This window comes from Pseudoalteromonas fenneropenaei, from assembly GCF_042643375.1.
In the GTDB taxonomy this organism is placed as follows: domain Bacteria; phylum Pseudomonadota; class Gammaproteobacteria; order Enterobacterales; family Alteromonadaceae; genus Pseudoalteromonas; species Pseudoalteromonas fenneropenaei.
In genome coordinates this window covers 282,481-303,284 of record NZ_JBHRSD010000002.1, presented here as the reverse complement: position 1 = coordinate 303,284, position 20,804 = coordinate 282,481, and the positions used below count along the sequence as shown (strand labels likewise).

Annotated in this window: 14 protein-coding genes and 2 tRNA genes; 8 read left to right on the top strand and 8 right to left on the bottom strand. The window is 44.6% G+C overall.

What is annotated here, in order from left to right; all coding sequences use genetic code 11:
* Nucleotides 1-64 precede the first annotated feature (64 nt).
* Nucleotides 65-3,001, bottom strand: a complete 2,937-nt coding sequence (locus tag ACFOEE_RS02650) for a TonB-dependent receptor (protein WP_377120639.1) — start codon at nucleotides 2,999-3,001, stop codon at nucleotides 65-67.
* A 405-nt stretch (nucleotides 3,002-3,406) separates the two neighbouring features.
* Here ACFOEE_RS02650 and ACFOEE_RS02645 point away from each other — a divergent pair, with 405 nt between their 5' ends.
* The 3 genes from ACFOEE_RS02645 (at nucleotide 3,407) to ACFOEE_RS02635 (ending at nucleotide 6,005) form a co-directional block, all read left to right on the top strand.
* A complete protein-coding gene (locus ACFOEE_RS02645; RefSeq protein WP_377120637.1) occupies nucleotides 3,407-3,628 on the top strand; it encodes a hypothetical protein in 222 nt (73 codons plus the stop codon).
* Nucleotides 3,625-4,446: a hypothetical protein gene (locus ACFOEE_RS02640; protein WP_377120635.1), complete on the top strand. Its 822-nt coding sequence runs from the start codon at nucleotides 3,625-3,627 to the stop codon at nucleotides 4,444-4,446. Before ACFOEE_RS02645 ends, ACFOEE_RS02640 begins: the two co-directional genes overlap by 4 nt.
* 110 nt (nucleotides 4,447-4,556) lie before the next feature.
* Complete coding sequence (locus ACFOEE_RS02635; RefSeq protein WP_377120633.1) at nucleotides 4,557-6,005, top strand: alanine/glycine:cation symporter family protein; 1,449 nt, start codon at nucleotides 4,557-4,559, stop codon at nucleotides 6,003-6,005.
* 27 nt (nucleotides 6,006-6,032) lie between these two features.
* On the opposite strand, the gene ACFOEE_RS02630 is transcribed toward ACFOEE_RS02635, so the two are convergent.
* Nucleotides 6,033-7,025: a LysR family transcriptional regulator gene (locus ACFOEE_RS02630; protein ID WP_377120631.1), complete on the bottom strand. Its 993-nt coding sequence runs from the start codon at nucleotides 7,023-7,025 to the stop codon at nucleotides 6,033-6,035.
* Nucleotides 7,026-7,186: 161 nt separating this feature from the next.
* On the opposite strand from ACFOEE_RS02630, the gene ACFOEE_RS02625 reads away from it, so the two are divergent.
* The 4 genes from ACFOEE_RS02625 to ACFOEE_RS02610 all read left to right on the top strand — a co-directional run bounded on the left by ACFOEE_RS02625 (nucleotide 7,187) and on the right by ACFOEE_RS02610 (nucleotide 16,336).
* Nucleotides 7,187-8,431 (top strand): efflux RND transporter periplasmic adaptor subunit, encoded by a 1,245-nt coding sequence (locus ACFOEE_RS02625; protein WP_377120629.1) that lies wholly within the window; start codon nucleotides 7,187-7,189, stop codon nucleotides 8,429-8,431.
* 1 nt (nucleotide 8,432) lies between these two features.
* Nucleotides 8,433-11,624 (top strand): efflux RND transporter permease subunit, encoded by a 3,192-nt coding sequence (locus ACFOEE_RS02620; protein ID WP_377120627.1) that lies wholly within the window; start codon nucleotides 8,433-8,435, stop codon nucleotides 11,622-11,624.
* On the top strand, nucleotides 11,621-13,012 hold the full coding sequence (locus ACFOEE_RS02615; RefSeq protein ID WP_377120625.1) for a TolC family protein: 1,392 nt from the start codon (nucleotides 11,621-11,623) through the stop codon (nucleotides 13,010-13,012). Before ACFOEE_RS02620 ends, ACFOEE_RS02615 begins: the two co-directional genes overlap by 4 nt.
* A 402-nt stretch (nucleotides 13,013-13,414) precedes the next feature.
* The gene (locus ACFOEE_RS02610) at nucleotides 13,415-16,336 is read left to right on the top strand and encodes a TonB-dependent receptor plug domain-containing protein (protein ID WP_377120623.1); all 2,922 of its coding nucleotides are present in this window, start codon (nucleotides 13,415-13,417) and stop codon (nucleotides 16,334-16,336) included.
* A 209-nt stretch (nucleotides 16,337-16,545) separates the two neighbouring features.
* Here ACFOEE_RS02610 and ACFOEE_RS02605 read toward each other — a convergent pair whose 3' ends face one another.
* From ACFOEE_RS02605 to ACFOEE_RS02585, 5 genes are all read right to left on the bottom strand, one after another.
* Nucleotides 16,546-16,830, bottom strand: coding sequence for a hypothetical protein (locus ACFOEE_RS02605; protein ID WP_377120621.1), 285 nt, complete (start codon nucleotides 16,828-16,830; stop codon nucleotides 16,546-16,548).
* Between the two features lie 318 nt (nucleotides 16,831-17,148).
* A tRNA-Val gene (locus ACFOEE_RS02600) sits at nucleotides 17,149-17,225 on the bottom strand.
* A 24-nt stretch (nucleotides 17,226-17,249) separates the two neighbouring features.
* Nucleotides 17,250-17,326, bottom strand: a tRNA-Val gene (locus ACFOEE_RS02595).
* A gap of 147 nt (nucleotides 17,327-17,473) precedes the next feature.
* Nucleotides 17,474-18,472, bottom strand: coding sequence for a DUF3080 family protein (locus tag ACFOEE_RS02590; RefSeq protein ID WP_377120619.1), 999 nt, complete (start codon nucleotides 18,470-18,472; stop codon nucleotides 17,474-17,476).
* Nucleotides 18,450-19,799 carry an MATE family efflux transporter gene (locus tag ACFOEE_RS02585; RefSeq protein ID WP_377120617.1) on the bottom strand — a complete coding sequence of 450 codons (1,350 nt, stop codon included), beginning with the start codon at nucleotides 19,797-19,799 and terminating at the stop codon, nucleotides 18,450-18,452. The genes ACFOEE_RS02590 and ACFOEE_RS02585 overlap by 23 nt, the downstream gene beginning before the upstream one ends.
* Before the next feature lie 135 nt (nucleotides 19,800-19,934).
* On the opposite strand from ACFOEE_RS02585, the gene ACFOEE_RS02580 reads away from it, so the two are divergent.
* Complete coding sequence (locus ACFOEE_RS02580; RefSeq protein WP_377120615.1) at nucleotides 19,935-20,564, top strand: riboflavin synthase subunit alpha; 630 nt, start codon at nucleotides 19,935-19,937, stop codon at nucleotides 20,562-20,564.
* Here ACFOEE_RS02580 and ACFOEE_RS02575 read toward each other — a convergent pair.
* Nucleotides 20,561-20,764 (bottom strand): CPXCG motif-containing cysteine-rich protein, encoded by a 204-nt coding sequence (locus ACFOEE_RS02575; RefSeq protein ID WP_377120613.1) that lies wholly within the window; start codon nucleotides 20,762-20,764, stop codon nucleotides 20,561-20,563. The two genes, ACFOEE_RS02580 and ACFOEE_RS02575, sit on opposite strands and share 4 nt — an antisense overlap.
* Nucleotides 20,765-20,804: the final 40 nt, after the last annotated feature.

Genomic DNA, 20,804 nt, shown 5'->3' with positions numbered 1-20,804 from the left:
ACAGATGGGAAAAGGGCTGCACTCAGTGCGAGCCCTTGGGATAAACACATTATGACAATCGAGTTTAGAATGTATAGCGAACGCCAAAGTTATATCTTGGGCCAGTTTGCGTTACATTCAGCACTTGTTCTTTAGCGCGACCATGCGTGCGGGTGTATTCATCAGTAAGGTTTAAACCTTCGATAAACACCGTGAGTTTTTCATTAATATCGTAACTCACGCTGGCATCCCATTGACCGTAAGATTCCACGTACACTGAGTGTGAGCCTGTGCCTTGACCTGTTGATGCTAAGAACTCGTCACGCCAGTTGTAAGCGATACGTGCTTGCAAGCCATCATTTTCATAGAACAAGATAAAGTTAGCAGAATCACTTAAGCCAAGTAGGGCAAATTGCTGCTCAAGACTGAAATTATCGTAAGCGATATCACCTTCAACAAAAGTCAGGTTGGCAATGACACCAAAGCCGTTGGCAAATACGTGTTGCGCTGCAACTTCCCAGCCTTTTAGGGTAGCTTCTTTTTGGTTTACTGGCACTGTGATGTTAAAGAACGCAGCCGCATCATCACCTTCAATACCATAAATGGTTGAACCATCTACAGAATCTGGGTAGTTAGTAATGATGTAATCACGAATGGCTTCGGCATTGTTACCCACTGCTGCAACGGCTTCTTGGTAACGTGAGCCTTGCGCTGGGTGAGGCAGATTGAATACAGCTTCTCGCTCAATGCTGGTACCAATGAAGTTTTCAACATCTTTATGGAAGTAGCCAATTGCAGCATAGCTGCCTTCAGCGTAGTACCATTCAAAGGAGATATCTAAGTTAGTTGACTCAAAAGGTTTCAGCGCTGGGTTACCGCGCGCACCTGTACCACCGTCAATACGCACTAACGAATCAACCGTTAAACCACCTTGAATATCGCCATAGCCGGGGCGTGCGATAGTTTTGCTATAAGACGCGCGCACAATCACATCGTCGATTACTTCTAAGCTCGCATCAATATTCGGGAGTACATTGCTGTAATCGCCTTTGAGCTCGGTGAAGTCTTGCTCACCGGTGGCAACCAAGTTAAATTCGTTCGCTGCGACCCAACCAATATTGCTATAAGTTGGTACCAGTGCGCGTGAGGTGACATCGGTTTTTTCATAGCGTAAACCGGCAATGACCGTCAGCGGCATGGATTGAATATCCGTCGCCAATTTGGCTTGAATATAAGCCGCTTGCGACTTTTCTTCAGTCCGGCGGTCAGTGGTGTAATTACTTGATGCACAGAAGCCATTACCACAATCGCCTGCATCCGGTACAGCGTAAAGCTCAGCGGCACGGGCACGAACTTTGGCAAAATCCCACATAAAGAATTCGTTGATCAAATCATTCGAACCACTACCTGGAATATCGAAATGGTCAGCAACTGATTCAAGCGGCCAGAATGAACTGTCGAAATCACCAGCCGAACCAACGCCACCCCAAGTGTCACGCTGGACGTTAGAAAATGCAGAGCGGTTATTTACTTCAGTTGTTGCGATACCAAAATCAATACTTTCAATTAGACCATCATCAAACACGTATTGGCCGCGCAGTTGATATTGGTCTATTTCGCTTTTCATCTTACTATTACGGAACGAGCTACCGGTAACGCGCATATCGGCAGGGTTAAGGGCAGTAACGCCATCTGGATATTGAATTTCAAGAACTGGGAAATCCTTATCAAAATGCGCTGTCGTGACTGCACGCACCCAAGTTGCTGCGCTCAGAATGTTGTTGCTGCCAAACGGGCTATCTGGACGAGATTCAGCAGTTGAATTATGTGCGTCAAATTCAACTTTAAGGTTTTTGCTGGCTTGCCACTCAATATTGAAACCAAGTGATTTGTTCTCATTAAGCGTCGCGAAGTCGCCGGCACCCATCGAGAAATCAGCAGGGCCACCTGAGGTGTCTTCAGAATAAATCAGTGGTGAAGCGATTGGGCCGTCGGTCCATTGGCCAGTTGAAGCGCCAAAGTTAAACCAAGCGGATAAATCGTTAAACTGAGTTGCCACTTCGTTTTTAGAATAGGTGTAATCGACTGTGGTAGTGAGCGATTCAATAGGGCGGTATTGTAGTACCAATTGGCCGTTAGTGCGGGTGCGCTGCACCTCATTTAGGCTATAACCTAAGCTTTGTGGCACAGAATAAATGCTGTCTTCACTTGGGCGGTTGATATGGCCTGAGTCTGGGCCATCGGGAATACCACCCCAATCAGCGGTACCTGCACCCCAATCTTGGTCTACAGAACCTGGAAAACTACGCCAACCAGTGCCAACGTTAGCTTGTTGGTTGCCACTCTTACGCTCTTGATAACTGCCAGAAAGGGCGATACCGAATTTGTCGTCATCAAAAGTGTTGCTATACAGACCTGAAAACTCAGGCGTCACACCGTTATTCTCTTCTGAAGAGGTGTCCATCACGGCTTTTACACCAACTGTAGCTTTCAGCCCCGGTGCATTCAATGGACGGGTAGTAAGGATGTTGATAGTTGAACCCATACCACCAGTTGGCACGCTTGCTCGACCCGTTTTGTAGACTTCTACCGCTGAAATACCTTCCGAAGCGATGTTAGCAAAATCATATGAGCGCGATGACGATGCCGTCGTGGCTTCAAGCGATGAAGCAGGCATTTGACGGCCGTTCAACGTTACTAAGTTAAAATCTGGACCAAAGCCACGCACAGTGACGCGACTGCCCTCACCATTTGCACGGTCAATCGATACACCTGAAATACGTTGTAACGACTCGGCGAGGTTAGTGTCTGGGAATTTACCTATGTCTTCAGAAGAAATTGAGTCAACAACACCATTGGCATTTCGTTTTAAATCCATAGATTTAATTAAACTGCTTTTGATGCCCGACACTTCAATCACTTCGATGTCTTTGCCGTCTGCCGCATAAGCAGTCGACAAAGTGCCCAACACTAGCGATAGAGCGGTCGCCAGTTGGGTCCTTTGCAAGCGTGTGGTTGTCATCTTTGTTCTCGTCTTGTTGTTGTATTGTTACTGTAAGCGCTTACATTTTTAAATGCAAATGTAAGCGCTTTCATTAGGGTAGGCGAATAGTATTTAACCGTCAATTAAGAAATTCATCAAAACGTAAGAAATCATTACAGGTAATTTCATCTATATGAAAAATATAAGAATTAAATCTTGTATATACATTTGTTTTTTACCTAAATGGCAAATGTTTGGAGCTGTTTTAGGTAGTCGATTTGAGCTTCAGTTGCAAAATTTATGAATACGTATGTAATGCCGGCCACGGAGCAAAGATTTTACATCTGTTTACTTATCTGAAGGTTAACGGTTAAAAAATCACTGAGTTTTCTGTTACCTTGCACCTCGCAAAGTGAAAATATCATTTATAACAAGGATCTCGTCATGACACTTGGCAGTTTTAAGCTGCAGACTTGGCTTACAGTCGTTGCTCTCACTTTAAGTAATGCAGCATTAGCACAAAGTGCTAATGTAGAAGCGAAACTGAAGGTTAACCACAATCAAGTTGAGAATAAAACCAGTCAAACTAATCGCTTAGAGGGATATGCGCTAAATAGTTATGTGATTAACGAGCAAGGACAAGTTACTGATATAGAGCCATTTTGATCTCGAGCGTCAAAGATAATCGAATTGAAGCCGAGAAGTTTTATGCGAAGTTGGAGTATGCGCCAGCGCTCGTTGCAGGAGAGCTTGTTGCAGCTGCAAAAACTAACTGTTTTGAAGACAATATAGGTTTTATTGGCGACCATAACGACAGTGTTAAACGTGGTTTTTTAAATAATTACAGTCGCTTGCAAAAAATCAACACCAGTAAAGATTTAACTCAAGCAGAAGTTACGCTAAAGGAGTTGCATGACGACCACGGCAAAAATACCAGCGAGCAAGTGCTTTATCATTACTTAGCATCGCAATTAGCGCAGCTACGACAAGATTGGCCGCGCTACGAATACCATGTACTACATGCGTTTACTTTGAGGAGTAAATTACCTCAGGAATATCGTCTTGCTGCGGCAAAAAACATGCTTGATTGGTATATGTATGCCCAGCAATTTGGCGATGCCAAGCGAGTTGCAGCTAGTTTTGGCTATCTAAAAGGCATTAACATTCAGCCTGAAACAGTAGAAAAAGCAGTTTCAGATGTGGTTTCGTTTGCGTCGTCGCAGCCTGCGATTGTACAACAAGTTGAGTTTAGCTATTTACCTACGCGGTTGCTAACTCCAGTCCGTCGCGAGATAAAAATGCAAATTGAACAAGGACAATTACAGCAGGTACAACTACGCTGCGCATTTCATGTTGAGACGTTACCAATCAGCAAAGAGATGCGCTTTGAAATTAAACCTGAGTTTGGCGGATGCCAGATTTTAATTAAAGGGACTGATAATACACGTTTGCAGATAAGCCAAACCGGTCAGCTATTGCTGTAGGATAAATCCCACCCGCTGCATACAAATGCATTAAAAGTGGTTTTTGCTTCACGCTTGAGTTAGGGTGACATGTAGTCACCTAATTCTAATAATAATGGGCGCCGTGCAGCATGGAACTTGTTCAATTTATTAATCAAATCCTTTGGGGCCAAGGGCAGTTACTGATCTTCTTATTGATTGCTGCTGGTCTTTGGTTTACTTGGCAGTTTCGTGCAATTCAGTTTAGTGGCTTTGCACATATGCTGGCACTGTTGAAGGTCAGCGTAAAATCCGATAAAAGTGAAATAAGCTCGTTTCAAGCGCTATGTACAGGGCTGTCAGCGCGCGTTGGAACAGGTAACTTGGCAGGTGTGGCAGTGGCTGTCTCGCTAGGTGGCCCCGGCGCAGTATTTTGGATGTGGGTCATTGCCTTGCTGGGTATGGCCACGGGGTTTGCCGAAAGTGTGTTAGGGCAGGTATATAAAGTACGCGATAGCAACGGCGAGTTTCGTGGTGGTCCTGCTTATTATATTCGTCTTGGTCTAAATAAACCTTGGTTAGCGGCGCTCTTCTCTGTTTGTTTGTTTTTAGGTTATGGCTCAAGCTTCAGTGCTATGCAAGCCAACACCATCAGTGACGCAATGAGTCATGCCTTTGCAATTCCGCCCATGTATACAGGAATTGTCGTCACCCTTGTCGCTGGGTCAATTATTTTGGGTGGTATGCGTCGTATCGCGCGTTTTGCAGAAATGATAGTGCCCGTAATGGGGATTGTATTTATCAGTACTGCAATTGTGATTACCGTTATCAATTTTTCAATGCTTGCTGATGTCTTTACCGCCATTGTACGTAGTGCGTTTGGCCTTGAAGAGGCGGGGGCTGGCGCCTTTGCGGCGGCGATTAAAAATGGCGTACAACGCGGATTATACTCTAATGAAGCTGGTGCAGGTAGCGTGCCTCACGCCGCTGCATGTGCTACGCCAAACCCTAATCACCCCGTCACACAAGGCTATTTGCAAATGTTCGGGGTGTTTTTTGATACGATAGTGCTATGTAGTTGTACAGCTATGATTATTTTATTGGCTGGAAATGGCGATAGCGGTGAAATGGAAGGGATCCGTCTAACGCAAAATGCCATGAGTGCACATTTAGGTGAGTTTGGTGTGGCGTATGTAGCACTGATCTTATTTCTGTTTGCGTTTAGTTCTGTGGTGGCAAATTATGCCTATGCTGAAAGCAACTTACACTTCTTCCATCTTGATAATCGCGTTGGCCGTAGTATTTATACCATGCTCTATCTGGTAATGGTGCTTTGGGGGGCCAACGCAACACTAAAAGATGTGTGGGACTTAGCAGATATGGCGTTGGGCTTGATGACACTTGTGAATATTTATGCAATAGTGCTGTTGACGCCGACCATCAAAGCAGCCTTACAAGATTATCGAATTCAACGCTCGACAGGTAAAAGTCCTAGTTTTGTTAATACCAATGTTGCTGTACAGGGGCGGCTTGCCCAACATGTTTGGCACACCGCGGGTTCAGATACAGCTCAAGTCAAATTAACGGACACGCTAAAATAGACGCGCCAGCCGAGTTTGCGTTAAATCTTAGCGAACTTGGCTAAGAAACTCGGCATTGGCTTGTTGTAGCTCTGGGCATGCACCTTTGCGGCAACACCGTGAAAGGCGAGCAAAATGGTCATTGCTGTGCTCGCGGATCACTTTCCCCAGTAGGTTACGCAGCCAGATCAAGCCTTGGTCGTTATCTTGGCGCTTGTGCCAGAGCATACCCAGTTGAGTCGGTGGCATTTCTATCGGTGTCTCATAAACGGCCAATTCACCATTAAAAATTTCCCGCTCAATAGCCATAGAAGGCACGACACAGATGAGATCTGAGCTTTTAAGTAACGGCGCTACAGCTGAAAAGTGATTGACCGACATTGCAACGCGTCGCGACAAGCCAATTTTTAATAAAGAGGTGTCAGTGATGCCCGTGGTATCACCAGACATAGACACCAGCAAATGCTCTGCCGCTATAAAATCCTCTAGTGACAACGCTTTTTTGGCCAGTGGGTGCTCTGGGCGCATCACACACACGTATCTTGGGCTGAACAAAAACTCAGTGCGGATCACATTCGACACCGCCATTTGACCGCCAAGCACGATATCCACTTCGGCATCATTAAGGGCACTTTGGTTGTTCACTATGGTATTGGGGATGGCGTGAATGTTGATGTTAGGTGCAAATTGCTCGATATGTTGACGTAAAGCGCCCCACGCAATATTGACCATAACATCTGAGGTAACAACACGAAAAGTGCGCTTTGCAGTTGTGGGGTCAAATTGACCTGGGTCAACCGCTTCTTCAAGTTGACGAAGCGGATCTCTTATCTGACGCCACAAGTCTTGTGCAAAAGCAGTAGGCTGAATACCGCGACCGTCTTTGACAAATAATTCGTCTTTCCAAGCCACTCGCATACGCGATAAGGCATTGGATACCGCAGGTTGAGTCATCGCTAAACGCGTGGCTGCACGGGTAATGGCACCTTCGGTCATGATAGCGTCAAATACCATTAGTAAATTTAAGTCTTGCTGTCTCATATGCCCACCCCAAAAAGTCAAGTGAAGTATTGTTCAACTCCTACTATTCGCAAACATATCATAATTTGTGATGTAATCCATACAAACAAATAATTATTTTTATTCTATCTTAAGCCTCATACTGGTACACGTCGCAAATGGTCATCAATGAGGAAACCACCATGCAATTAAATCACTTGGTTCGTGCTACTGCCATATTAGGCGCTTTGACGCTGGCAGGATGTAGTGATGGGGAAGCAATGCAGCAGGCACAAATGCAAGCACCACAAGTTTCAGTTGCGCCTGTTATCAGTCAAAGGATCACTGAATGGGATGAATTCACCGGCCGCTTAGAAGCGCCAGAGCAAGTTTCACTAAGACCACGTGTTTCTGGTTATATCGAAAGCGTAGCGTTTATAGAAGGCGCATTAATAAATGCAGGTGATACCTTATTTGTGATAGACCAAGCACCTTTTAAAGCCGAGGTACAACGTTTAGACGGTGAGCTACAACAAGCGCAAAGCCGTTTGCAGCTGGCTAAATCTGAGTACGCTCGTGCGCATAAATTGTCTTCACAATCGGCGATTTCTGCTGAGCAAGTTGACCAACGTCGTTCGCAATTACAACAAGCTGAAGCGCAGTTGCAGTCAGTTAAATCGGCACTGCAGCTGGCCGAATTGAATCTAAGTTATACCGAGGTAAAGGCACCAATTAGTGGTCGAGTGTCACGTGCCTTAATCACCAAAGGTAACTATGTCACCGCAGGACAAAGTTTACTCACGTCATTGGTTTCGACCGACAAGGTCTATGCCTATTTTGATGCTGATGAGCAAACTTATCTAAATTACATCAAGCTTGCACAACATGGCGAGCGTCCTGATGTGCGTGAAGTGGCGCATCCAGTATTTATGGAACTTGCTGGTGAAAGGGACTTCCCGCATCACGGTGTCGTCGATTTTATGGATAATCAAATTAACCCAACCACAGGCACCATCCGTGCCCGAGCTGTATTTGATAACGCTGATGGCAACTTTTTACCCGGCATGTTTGCCCGTATTAAGTTAAGTGGTAGTGGTAGTTTCCAAGGTGTGTTAATTGAAGACCGCGCAATTGGCACCGACTTAAATCATAAATTTGTCTTGGTATTGGATGAAGCCAACCACGTGCAATATCGCGGTATTGAGCTAGGCGAAAAATTAGCAGGTTTGCGCATTATTAAAGCCGGTTTACAAGCTCACGACAAAATAGTGGTTAACGGTTTACAGCGCGTTCGCCCAGGGACACCAGTTAATCCGCAGTTCGTTGAAATGAGCGACAACGACACACTCAATAAATTACAAGCCTTGCAAAAACGCTTAGATGAGCACAGTGAAGAGGTCAATATGGCGCTTGCAACTGCAACCGCGGGTTTGGGGTTAGGGGATTAAGATGAATTTCTCGCAGTTTTTTATCCGTCGACCGATATTTGCAGCAGTGCTGTCACTGCTGATTTTTATCGCAGGCGCTATTTCAGTTTGGCAATTGCCCATAACTGAATATCCAGAAGTGGTGCCGCCAACTGTGGTGGTGACAGCAAACTATCCCGGCGCAAACCCAAAAGTCATCGCTGAAACGGTAGCGACGCCATTAGAGCGAGCGATCAATGGCGTTGAAGACATGCTTTATATGTCATCGCAAGCAACTTCTGATGGTCGTATGACATTAACCATTACTTTTGCTATCGGAACTGATCCTGACAATGCCACGACTTTAGTACAAAACCGGGTTGCCCGTGCGGTGCCGCGTTTACCACAAGAAGTACAGCGCTTAGGGGTTGTCACAGAGAAATCGTCACCAGATTTAACTATGGTGGTGCATTTAATTTCACCTGATAATCGTTATGACATGTTGTACTTGTCGAACTTTGCTGAGCAAAACGTCAAAGACGAGCTGTCACGTATTGATGGTGTGGGTAATGTGCGTCTTTTCGGTGCTGGCGAATACAGCATGCGAGTATGGCTAGACCCAAACAAAGTCGCCGCACTGGGCTTAAACCCAAGTGATATCGTTAATGCTATTCGTGCGCAAAACCAACAAGCAGCAGCGGGTAGTTTGGGGGCACAGCCTACTGGTGATAATGACTTCCAACTCTTGATCAACGTTAAAGGTCGTTTAGAGAACGAAGAAGAATTTGCCGACATCATTATTAAAGTCGGTGCTCAGGGTGAGATCTCTCGTTTACGCGATGTCGCGCGCATTGAACTTGGGGCAAGCACTTATGCGCTGCGTTCTTTGCTTGATAATCAACCTGCGGTGGCGTTACCGATTTTCCAAGCGCCGGGTTCTAATGCCATTCAAATTTCTGATGATGTCCGCGCTAAAATGGCGGAGCTTAAGCAAGCCTTCCCTGAGGGAGTTGATTATTCCATAGTGTATGACCCGACCGTATTCGTGCGTGGCTCAATTAAAGCGGTAATGAATACGCTGTTAGAAGCGGTGTTATTAGTCGTCTTGGTTGTGGTGTTGTTTTTACAAACTTGGCGTGCGTCGATTATTCCACTTGTTGCAGTACCCATTTCTTTGGTCGGTACTTTTGCCATCATGCATTTGCTCGGCTTTTCACTTAACGCGTTATCGTTATTCGGATTAGTGCTGGCAATTGGTATCGTAGTGGATGACGCCATCGTAGTGGTCGAAAACGTTGAACGTAATATTCATGATGGTTTGTCACCATTAGAAGCGACCAAACAAGCCATGCGTGAAGTAACTGGGCCGATTATCGCGACGACCTTGGTTTTGGGGGCGGTATTTATTCCGACCGCGTTTATGTCAGGTTTAACCGGCCAGTTTTATAAGCAATTTGCGCTTACGATCACCATTTCTACTGTGATCTCAGCCTTTAACTCACTCACTTTAAGTCCTGCTTTAGCTGCTCTGTTGCTAAAAAGCCCGCATGCACCAAAAGATTGGTTAACAAAAGCCATGGATAAGCTATTTGGCCGCTTTGTGTTTGCACCGTTTAACCGAGTTTTTGACCGTGGTGCGAAAGGGTATACGCAAGGTGTGGGTAAGTTAATCCGTCTAAGCGGTATTATTGTTGTGCTTTACGGTGGCCTGATCGCTTTGACTTATCAGCAGTTTGCCACAACACCAACGGGTTATGTGCCGGGTCAGGATAAAGAATACTTAGTGTCATTTGCCCAATTACCCGATGCGGCGTCGCTGGAGCGTACCGAAGCGGTGATCCGTCAAATGTCAGACATCATGTTGAAACACCCTGGTGTTGAACATGCGGTGGCATTCCCTGGCTTAAACATTAACGGCTTTACCAACAGCCCAAGTAGCGGCATCGTGTTCGTGCGCTTGAAATCGTTCGCTGAGCGTAAATCACCAGAGCTTGCAGCGGGTGCGATTGCCGCGCAGTTAAATCAGGAATTTGGTGCTATTCAAGATGCGTTTGTTGCGATATTCCCACCGCCGCCAGTGCAAGGTTTGGGCACGATAGGGGGGTTCCGTTTACAAATTCAGGATAAAGCCGGTTTAGGATTTGAAACGCTCTACAAAACAACTCAAGAAGTGGTGGGTAAGGCTTGGGCAGCACCGGAATTGACAGGGAACTTCTCAAGCTTCCAAGTCAATGTGCCACAACTGGATGTTGATTTAGACCGTACTAAAGCCATGAGCCAGGGTGTTGATGTGGATACGGTGTTTACCACCATGCAAGCCTATTTGGGGTCTCTGTATGTGAACGACTTCAACCGCTTTGGCCGTACTTATCAAGTAAATGTGCAAGCGGATGAAAGTTTCCGTCAGGAGCCAGATCAGATCACTCAATTGAAAGTGCGTAACCATAATGGCGATATGATCCCACTCGGTTCGTTCCTTTCGGTGAAGCATGCTGCGGGTCCAGACCGAGTAATGCATTACAACGCTTATCCCACCGCTGAAGTAAATGGTGCTCCAGCTCCGGGTTATAGCTCTGGCCAAGCTCGTGCCGCGATTGAAAAAATCTTAGACGAAACTTTGCCGTTAGGTATGAGTTATGAGTGGACTGAGCTGACTTATCAACAAATTTTAGCGGGAAATACAGCGTTACTGGTATTCCCTCTGGTTGTTGTGCTGGTGTTTATGGTGCTCGCTGCGCAGTACGAAAGCTTAAGTTTGCCGCTGGCTATTATTCTAATCGTGCCAATGACGCTACTTTCAGCGATGACAGGGGTCATTCTCTATGGCGGTGACAACAACATCTTTACTCAAATTGGTTTCATTGTATTAGTTGGTCTTGCGACGAAGAACGCGATTTTGATTGTGGAATTTGCCAAAGAGTTGGAAGACAAAGGGATGAGTACTTTGGATGCGATTAAGGAAGCCAGTCGTTTACGTTTACGCCCAATATTAATGACCTCAATTGCGTTTATCATGGGGGTGTTACCTATGGTGCTATCAACTGGAGCTGGCGCAGAAATGCGCAAGGCAATGGGCGTGGCGGTGTTCTCAGGCATGATAGGCGTGACTATCTTTGGCTTAATATTAACGCCAGTGTTCTACCACATGTTGCGTAAACGTCGCGCTAAAAAGGCATCAGACACGCAGGCTGATGAACTCTCTCATCAACAATCAGTACAAGGACAGCAAGCATGAAAAAGCGCGACATGTTAAAAAGTAGTCTAATCGCTATTGCAGTTACTGCTGGTTTAAGCGCTTGCTCTATCACTTCAGAGGTGCCACAAGTGGAACTCGTTAGTGCGAATTTTGGCACCAGTGCAAATGCAGTGCCCCAGCTCAAGGTAGAGCCTTGGTGGCAACACTTTAATGACCAGCAACTGAGTGAATTGGTATCGCTTACGTTGCAGCATAATCCGTCATTGACCGTAGCCAAAGCAAATATGTTAGCAGCAAAAGCAGTATTTCAAGATGTGGATAATGACACTTTGCCTAAGGGCAATATGTCATTCAGTCAAGATAGCAATAAAGTATATAACGGAAGCACAGAAAACCGCGTGCTCAGCCGTCAAATCCGTGGCGGGTTTGATGTTAATTGGAGCTTAGACCTCTTTGGTCGCATAGAACATACCATAGCAGCGGCGCAAGCCGATGCTATGGCTGCTGAGTTGGCGTGGCGCGATTTACAAGTAGAGTTAGTTGCGCGGACCGCGCAAACTTATGTTGAGTGGCTAGGGTTTCAAGCACAAATTGAGGTCGCCGAGCAAAATGTGGCGAGTTTAACCAAAACCCATCAAGTCATTACCGTAAGACTTGAGTCTGGCTACGCTAACGAATTGGATTTACTGCGTGTTACTGCTCAGTTAAAAGGGGTAGCGGCAAGTATCCCCGCTTTGCAAGCTAGAGCGTCACAAGTAAAAGCTGTGTTAGAAGCCTTAGTTGGCGGAGATGCCAATTTGACTGACTTACAGCGTAGCAATTTGCCGACCTTAGATATGCCAATTGCGATTGTAGATCCGGTAAGTTTGCTGCGTCGACGCAGCGACATTGCGGCAGCTGAGCAGCGTTTACTTGCCGCAAATGCCAGACTCAATGCTAATGAAGCCGCGCTTTATCCTGATCTTTCCATTAGTGGTTTTCTTGGTTTTTTATCACCAGAAGTGAACTTACTAGGTAATCAAACCAAAGCTTGGCAGGTGGCACCTTCGTTGTCTTGGCCAGTGTTTGATTTAGGTTCGCTGCAAGCGCGAATTGATATTGCATCAGCTCAACAACAAGGAGCTGTTGCGCAATTGCAACAAGATTGGCTTACTGCGGTAACGCAAGCAAAAACAGCGTTAAGTGATTATGCTTTTTTACAAACAGAACAGCATTTGTTACAAGCTCAAGTTACTGCAAGTGCCAAAGCACTAGAATTGGCGCAATTACAGTATGAAGCAGGCACGATTGATCTTTTGAATTTGCTCGATAGTGAACGTACCGCGCTTGTGGCAAAAGATAAACTTACTCAAGCTAATACACGTACGTTTGTCGCACTTACGTCTGTTTATCGCGCGTTTGCTGGTGATGTAAGTCATGCAATTTAACTTGCTACCCCTCCAAATTCATTTATTTTTTATACGTAGCTCTTATTATTTATTTTTCAAATAAGGGCTAAGTGATAGATGAACATTGAACCAAAAAGTACATTATTTAAATTTTTTAAACTCTAAAAGTTAATTTCCTCTCTTTGTGGTGGGTTAAATTTTTCTAATTTAATCCACTCTGTCTTTGTAAGTTGTTTTTAGCCATTCACATCTGTTGTTGTTTATCTTTTTGCCGTCTTTTATGTCTGGTATTTTTTGTTGTTGTTTTTGGAATTTGGTTGTTTATTTTGTTAATTTTAAAATTGGACCTGCTATAGGCGTATATTGACTGGCTTGATTAATTTGTGTAGGTTGTTTTTTGGTATCTAATGCGATTTAAATATAATTATAAAGGAAATAAATATGAAACAATCTAGACTTTCATATGCTATCAGAGCGTCCATGCTCGCAGGTGTTATTACAGGTGGGCTATCAAACTCAGTAATGGCAGCGGATGAGCAAGCAGGAGCTCAAGAAGGAAATGTAGAGCGTATCGAAGTAACGGGTAGTCGGATCAAACGTTCGGCAATGTTGGGAGCAAGTCCTGTCGCAACCATCACCGCTGAAGATATTAAAGTCGCAGGTATTACTCGCGTTGAAGACTTGTTGAACGATATGCCAGCAGTGTTTGCTGGCCAAACAGCGGGTACTGCAAATGGGGCTACAGGTACAGCTACGGCAGATTTACGTAACCTTGGTCCAGAACGTACGCTTGTGCTTATCAATGGTCGCCGAATGCCGTCAGGCTCGCCATCAGCAGGTGGCATTTCAGCTGACTTAAACCAAATTCCTGCAGCTTTAGTCAAGCGTGTTGATGTACTAACAGGTGGTTCATCTGCGACTTATGGCTCTGATGCAGTAGCGGGTGTGGTAAACTTTATTCTACGTGATGATTTTGAAGGATTTGAGTTTGAGTATCAAACCAGCGCCTATCAGCACAATAATGATCATGCTGATATGCAGCGAGCAGTAACTGACAGAAACTTTGCACTACCAGATTCAAATGTTTGGGATGGTAAAGCTGATGATTTCACAGTGGTACTTGGTGCAAATACTGCTGATGGACGCGGTAACATTACTGCGTATGCAACGCTGCGTCATGTTGATGCATTAATTCAATCTGAGCGTGATTTCAGCGCTTGTGCGATGAACGTTGATAAAACAGGTAAGCGAGTTTGTGCAGGCTCTGGTACTATTCCAGAGGGTCGTATTACGGACTTTGATACGTACGACTTTAAGGTTCAAGGCAATGAATTTGTGCCAACAGCTGGGACAGTATATAACTATGGTCCACTGAACTACTTCCAACGTCCAGACACTCGCAAAACGTTTGGTGTGACGGGTCATTACGATATCCGTGACAACATCCGTGTTTATGCTGAAGCAAGCTACATGGATGACATAACAGTTGCGCAAATTGCGCCTTCTGGTTCATTCTTCGAACAAGTTGATTTGCATTGCGATAACCCATTGTTCTCGGCTCAACAACGTAAAGTTTTATGTACCGACCGAGGCCTTGCCGATGACGCCGTAATTGAAGGTGCATTTATTGGTAAACGTAATGTTGAAGGTGGCCCACGTCAAGATGACTTACGTCACACTTCTTCAAGATTCGTGTTAGGTGTGAAAGGCGATATCAATGATAGCTGGTCATACGATGCGTTTATGAACTTTGGTTCAGTTGGCTATGTTCAAACCTATCAAAATGACCTATCTAATACGCGTATTGGCCGAGCGTTAAATGCAACTCGTGATGCAAACGGTAATATCGTCTGTAAATCTGTAGTTGATGGTTCTGATCCTACTTGTGTGCCTTGGAATATTTTTGAACCGTCAAAGATTGATCAAGAACAGCTTAACTATTTAATCGTACCTCTGTATGCACGTGGTGATACAAAAACCACGCAAATCAGTGGCTACCTCACTGGTGATTTGACAGATGCTGGCGTGATTGTGCCTGGTACTTCTACAGGCGTAGGCGTTGTGTTTGGTTACGAGTATCGCAAAGAATATCTGTCTTTACTGCCGGACCAAAACTTTACCTCGGGTGATGGTGCAGGCCAAGGTGGTCCAAGACTTGGTGTGACGGGGGAATTTGACGTAAATGAATTCTTCACCGAATTTAACGTTCCGTTACTAGAAGATACGAGTCTTTTGCAGTACGTCAATCTTGAGCTTGCGTACCGTTATTCCGATTATTCAACAGATAAACAAACACATACTTATAAAGCGGCTTTTGATGTTCGTGTAAACGACGAACTAGGTCTTCGTGCTAGTTATCAGCGAGCAGTACGTGCTGGTAATATTCGCGAGTTGTTTAGAACAGCAGGTATTGAACTGTTTAACTGGGAAGATCCCTGTGGTGCAGGCGCGCCTGAAGCCGCACGTTTGACGTTAGAGCAATGTCAGCGTACAGGATTAAAGGAAAGCCAATACCTTAGCAATGCGTTGTCTAGCCCAGCGGGTCAGTACAATGAAGTCAGAGGTGGCAATGCAGCTTTAGATCCTGAAAAGTCAAATACCTATTCTTTTGGTATACTATTGTCGCCAGAGTTTATTGACGGACTAGACATCGCAATTGACTACTTCAATATTACAGTCGAAGATGCAATTCAAGCTATCCCTTCTGGCGTTATTCACAACCAATGCGCGGTAGGTGGCAATGACGAAGCTTGTAAGCAAATTAGTCGTGATCCGGCAACTGGTGCACTTTGGTTAGGTCAAAATGCAATTACCTCATACGATGTTAACATTGGTGAGATAGAAACGTCAGGTATCGACTTTGACGTGTCATACCGTAATGATATCGGTGATTATGGTTCAATGCGTTACTCAGTTGTTGGTACATGGCTAAATAAATTTGCCACGCAAAACCTTCCAGGCGGCGATATTGACGACTGCGTAGGTTATTGGGACCGTACCACTTGTGAAGCGCCAACACCAGAATATCGTGTTAATTTCTCAGCAACTTGGGTGACGCCTTGGGATGCGAACATAACGGCTAAAGTACGTTACTTTGGTGAAGCGGATGAATACACTCGTGATGCAAACAATAATGTTGTAGCAGGTGATACTACTCTAGGTGCCGTTACTTATTTAGATATCGCAGGTACTTGGCAAGCTCATGAGAATGTGACTTTCCGTGCAGGTATTAACAACTTGTTGGATAGACAGGCTCCGATTGTACCAAACGGTCCATCAGGTATTTCTAATGGTAATACCTTCCCTGGTCCATACGACGCGCTTGGACGTTACTTGTTCGCAGGCGTGACGCTGTCGTTTTAATTAATCGTAAATTGAATTCAGCCCAAGCACGGTCTTGGGCTTTTTTATTCTACAAAGATTATGGTAACAAAATAAATAGGGCGTGCTTAGAGTAGATATTTAGATGTGTTTGTTGTGATTTTTAGAAAGTATAAGGTAAAAAAGTCTATAAGTGATTATGTTAAGACCGAACTATATTGTTGGCACGGTCTTTAATAAAATGCATAAGTTTATTTAACTTGGCTCACTGCGTTACCGCGTGTACTTAGCATGTCTTTAGCTTCTTGTTGGTCGGCTTTTCTTTGTTCTGCAGTTCTACAGCGTTTTTTGGTAAATCTAGAACCCGTCGTGACCTCTTTGTCGCATTTGTAACCTTCAGTGTTTAATATTTCACTGCTATTTTGTTTTGCCAGTTGCATGTTGGAATCGGACGAGGCTTGAGTACTTTGGTTATCACTTGTGGAGCCACATCCCACAAGCATGAGTAGTGCAGCAAAAGTGAGAGCGTGTTTCATTTTGGCGTTTCCTTCTTTAAATTAAAGTACCTAAAAAAGCACAATATACAATTGTGTTCAAAACTTCAACAAGATAGAGTTAAAGTCAATTGCGGTTGAGCAAACTGGAAGTGAATCATCAATGCGTAGTTGAGGCGAGTAGAATTGGTTCAGTGACCTTCAGGTCGTGTCAGAGAGAGCAGTGATGCTTTTTTAGTACATTAAAAATGAAATTGATACAATCTGAGTGGGGTTTCATTAATGATGAGGGGCATAGTTAAATGCGGGTGGTGGAGCTTTTATTTTAATATTTAACGCGTGATTTACTAATAATAGAACTGGTACGACCGAGTGGACTCGAACCACCGACCCCCACCATGTCAAGGTGGTGCTCTAACCAGCTGAGCTACGGTCGTACAGAAGACGATATTTTAATAGTTTGGTACGACCGAGTGGACTCGAACCACCGACCCCCACCATGTCAAGGTGGTGCTCTAACCAGCTGAGCTACGGTCGTACAAAGTTGTTATGGCTTATTTGCCTCAACAGGGCGCTAATATATAGCGGTGTTAGCAGCGTTGCAAGTCGAAAAACACTTTTTTTGTTTAACTGCTTGTTTTTGCATCATTCGCGGTAAGTTTTTAAACAAAATTGCGTTTAGGTTTTAATAAGGCTTGATGGCGCAGCGTTGATAAAAGCTTTGCCACCACTCAACGTGCGATTTTGCCGACATTTTAAGTTGTGTTAATAAACTAAGTTTGCTTTCCACATTTAATTGATTTGATAATGCCGCATCTTGCACATATAGCTCATAAAGAAGTGGGAGTAGGGCCTGTAATTCCCCACTGATGTCAGCTTGGAGTGGTTGAAGCTGGCCGATATAAAACTTTTGAAACACATTGTGCATAAACTGGGCGGTATCAGAAGGGCGCTGTTTGACACAGAGGCGACTCTCAATTGGCAAAGTGGCCAGAGTGGCAGTGGTGACTAAATTAAACTCACGTTGCCGCTGCGCTTCTGTGAGTAGGGTCTTAACATAAGTGTTGCGGTGTAGCTTTGCAAGTTGTGAAGTAAGCTCATTGACGTCATCGTTATCAATGGAGTCTGCGATAATCTTAGATTTAACGCGATTAAAAAATGCTAGTGCTTCAATGGCAGCTTCTTTGCCTGCTAATTCGCGACTAAAACCTTGGTTAGCTAAACTAAAGAGTGCACGGAATTCAACCTCTTGGTAAAGCATGTAGTTGAAATAATCCAGCAAGTGTTGTTTCTTTGCCTCCAGCGCCTGCTCTAACTTATCGGCAAGCGGCTGCTGTTTCCCCTGTAAACTGGCAATACAGTTTGGTGCCTGAAGGATAAAACGCAGTTGGTATTTAAATAGTTCACTTGGCGCGGCGACTTTGCCTAATTGTGAATTATGCTCTGCAATAAGCGTGGACAATGGGCAGTGATTTATCGCGGAAAGTTCGAGTAAGCCAATAGTTACTTGGGGCTCTGGCTTACTTTTAGTCGCCAATGGCAGTGGCGTTAATGCTGAGGGTGGCGTAAAGGTGCCATTTGATACATTCGCAAGACGTTTTTGATAGTCAAGGTACAATGATGCAGGGCTATGGTCACAGCCCTGCAACATAAAGACGACACTAATGAGCAGCCAAAATCGCAACACGGCGTCTTACCGCAATGACCAATAAAATTGCAGCTATGCTAAGGCCAACGATTATGCCGACCCAAAAGCCCTGCGGGCCCATAGGTGCAGTGATTAAATCTGTCTTTGCAAGAACATAGCCCAAAACAAAACCCACCAACCAATAACTGATAAAAGTAATATAGGAAATAGGTTTAGTATATTTCAAGCCTCGGAGAACGCCATTGGCGGCAACTTGAAGAGCATCTGGTAATTGATAAATACACGCAAGCACTAAAATGCTCACTGCTAACGCGAGTACTTCAGGGTCTGAAGAGTACAAACCTGCGACAAAATCACGACCAAGGTAGGTCACCAATGCAACAAATGCTGCGATAATACAAGCCAAGCTAAAACTGGTATTAATGGCAACTTTGAGCTCATTGACTAGCCCTTGTCCTGCCAAATTACCAATGCGTATGGCGATGGCCATAGATAAGCTCAATGGCATCATAAACAACACAACAGAAACGCTGGTGGCTATTTGATGACCCGATACCGCAATTGGGCCTAAGTCAGCAATAAATAATGGCACACACGCAAATAGCGTCACTTCAAAGAAAGTTGCTAAGCAAATTGGTAGCCCGAGTTTGAAAAGATAGGCAAGTTTAGTTAATTGCGGCTTAGTAAACGCTTTATAGAGCTCAAGATTACGCAGCACCGCGCTTTTCTTGCTATAAGCAATTTGTATCAATGCCATAAACGCATAAACTAGGCTAGTTGCAAGGCCGCAGCCTGCACTGCCGAGTTCCGGCATGCCGAATTTGCCATGAATAAAGATGTAATTAGCAGGGATGTTAAGGGCAAGGCCTAAGATGCTGATATAAAACGCTGGTTTTGTTAGGCCAACCCCTTCGGTGACATTACGATAAATGGTAAACAGCAAAAAGCCGAGCATGCCCCATTTAACAAAGAAAATGTAGTTACTGGCTTTATCAGTAACCGACGCGGCAATATCAAGCCGCGCAAAGACCACATCAGTCAGCGGCGCAACGGCTAAACCGAAGCCCGCAAGAAGCAATGCTAAGTATAAACTTTGTTGAAAATAAAGACGTATGCCGGTGTTGTCATTTGCGCCGTGGCAGTGCGCGACCACGCCAGTCAAAGCCAGCAAAATGCCTTGCAGCGCAAATAGCAGAGGGTTCCAGATCCCGACAGCAATGGAGAGCGCAGCCAAATCTTCAGGGCTGACCTGACCTGCCATCATAGTGTCAACGACAGACATTAAAACTAAGGTAATTTGGGCAAAAAAGACCGGGATAGCCAATTGTAAAAGACGGCGTGCTTCCCAAGCAGAAAACTTCATAACTTCACACCAACGGCGATAAAGTTCCATTGTAATCAAAGTGATTGAAATGATCACTCAAGAACCGTCGAGTTAAGTGACAAATACGATAGCCTTCGGTTACCATGACGCGGTTTGCCAAATGAAGAGAAAACTATGTTCACAGGAATTGTTCAGACTCAAGCAACAGTAATTTCACTGCATAATAATGACGGGGTGTTACGTTTAGTTCTCTCGGTAGAAAAGGGATATTTGGCGCGTCTTGATATAGGAGCAAGTATTGCGGTTAATGGTTGCTGCTTAACTGTGACGCACTTTGAAACTTCGGCTCAAGATGTTGTTGGCCAAGTTCATTTTGATGTTATCGACGAAACACTAAAATTAACCAATCTTGGTCAGTTGCGTCATGGTAATCAGGTTAACTTTGAGCGCTCAGTGACCTTTGGTACTGAACTGGGTGGGCATATTGTTTCAGGTCATATTCATTGCACGGCGAGAATTGCAGAGATTGATAGGCCAGATGGTAATTGTCGGCTCAAGTTAACTTTGCCGCAAAAGTGGCTTAAATTTATAATGTATAAAGGCTTTGTGGCTGTTAACGGTGCGAGCTTGACGGTCGGACAAGTCGACGCAGATGGATTTTGGCTACATTTGATACCGGAAACTTTGACTATCACCAATATGGGTAAAGCAGTGGTGGGTGATGAGTTAAATATCGAAGTGGATCAGCAAACCATGACGATAGTTAACACAGTCGAAAATTACTTACGAAAACAATCCAACTAAAAAACTTGTTCGTCATCACTGTCTACTCTGAGTTCAAGCTTATTGCGAAGGTGGTCAATATGCATATTAAGATGGATAGCATTACAACAGGCACTACAGTCTTCGTAGTAGTCTTGGTCACCACAGCTGGTATCCAATGACACGAAAATATGATGTCCGCAGTGCGGACACTCAATACGCTGTGAATATAGCTCTTTCATCGCGTGTCCTTAATGATGTCTGACAACCCTATAACTATAG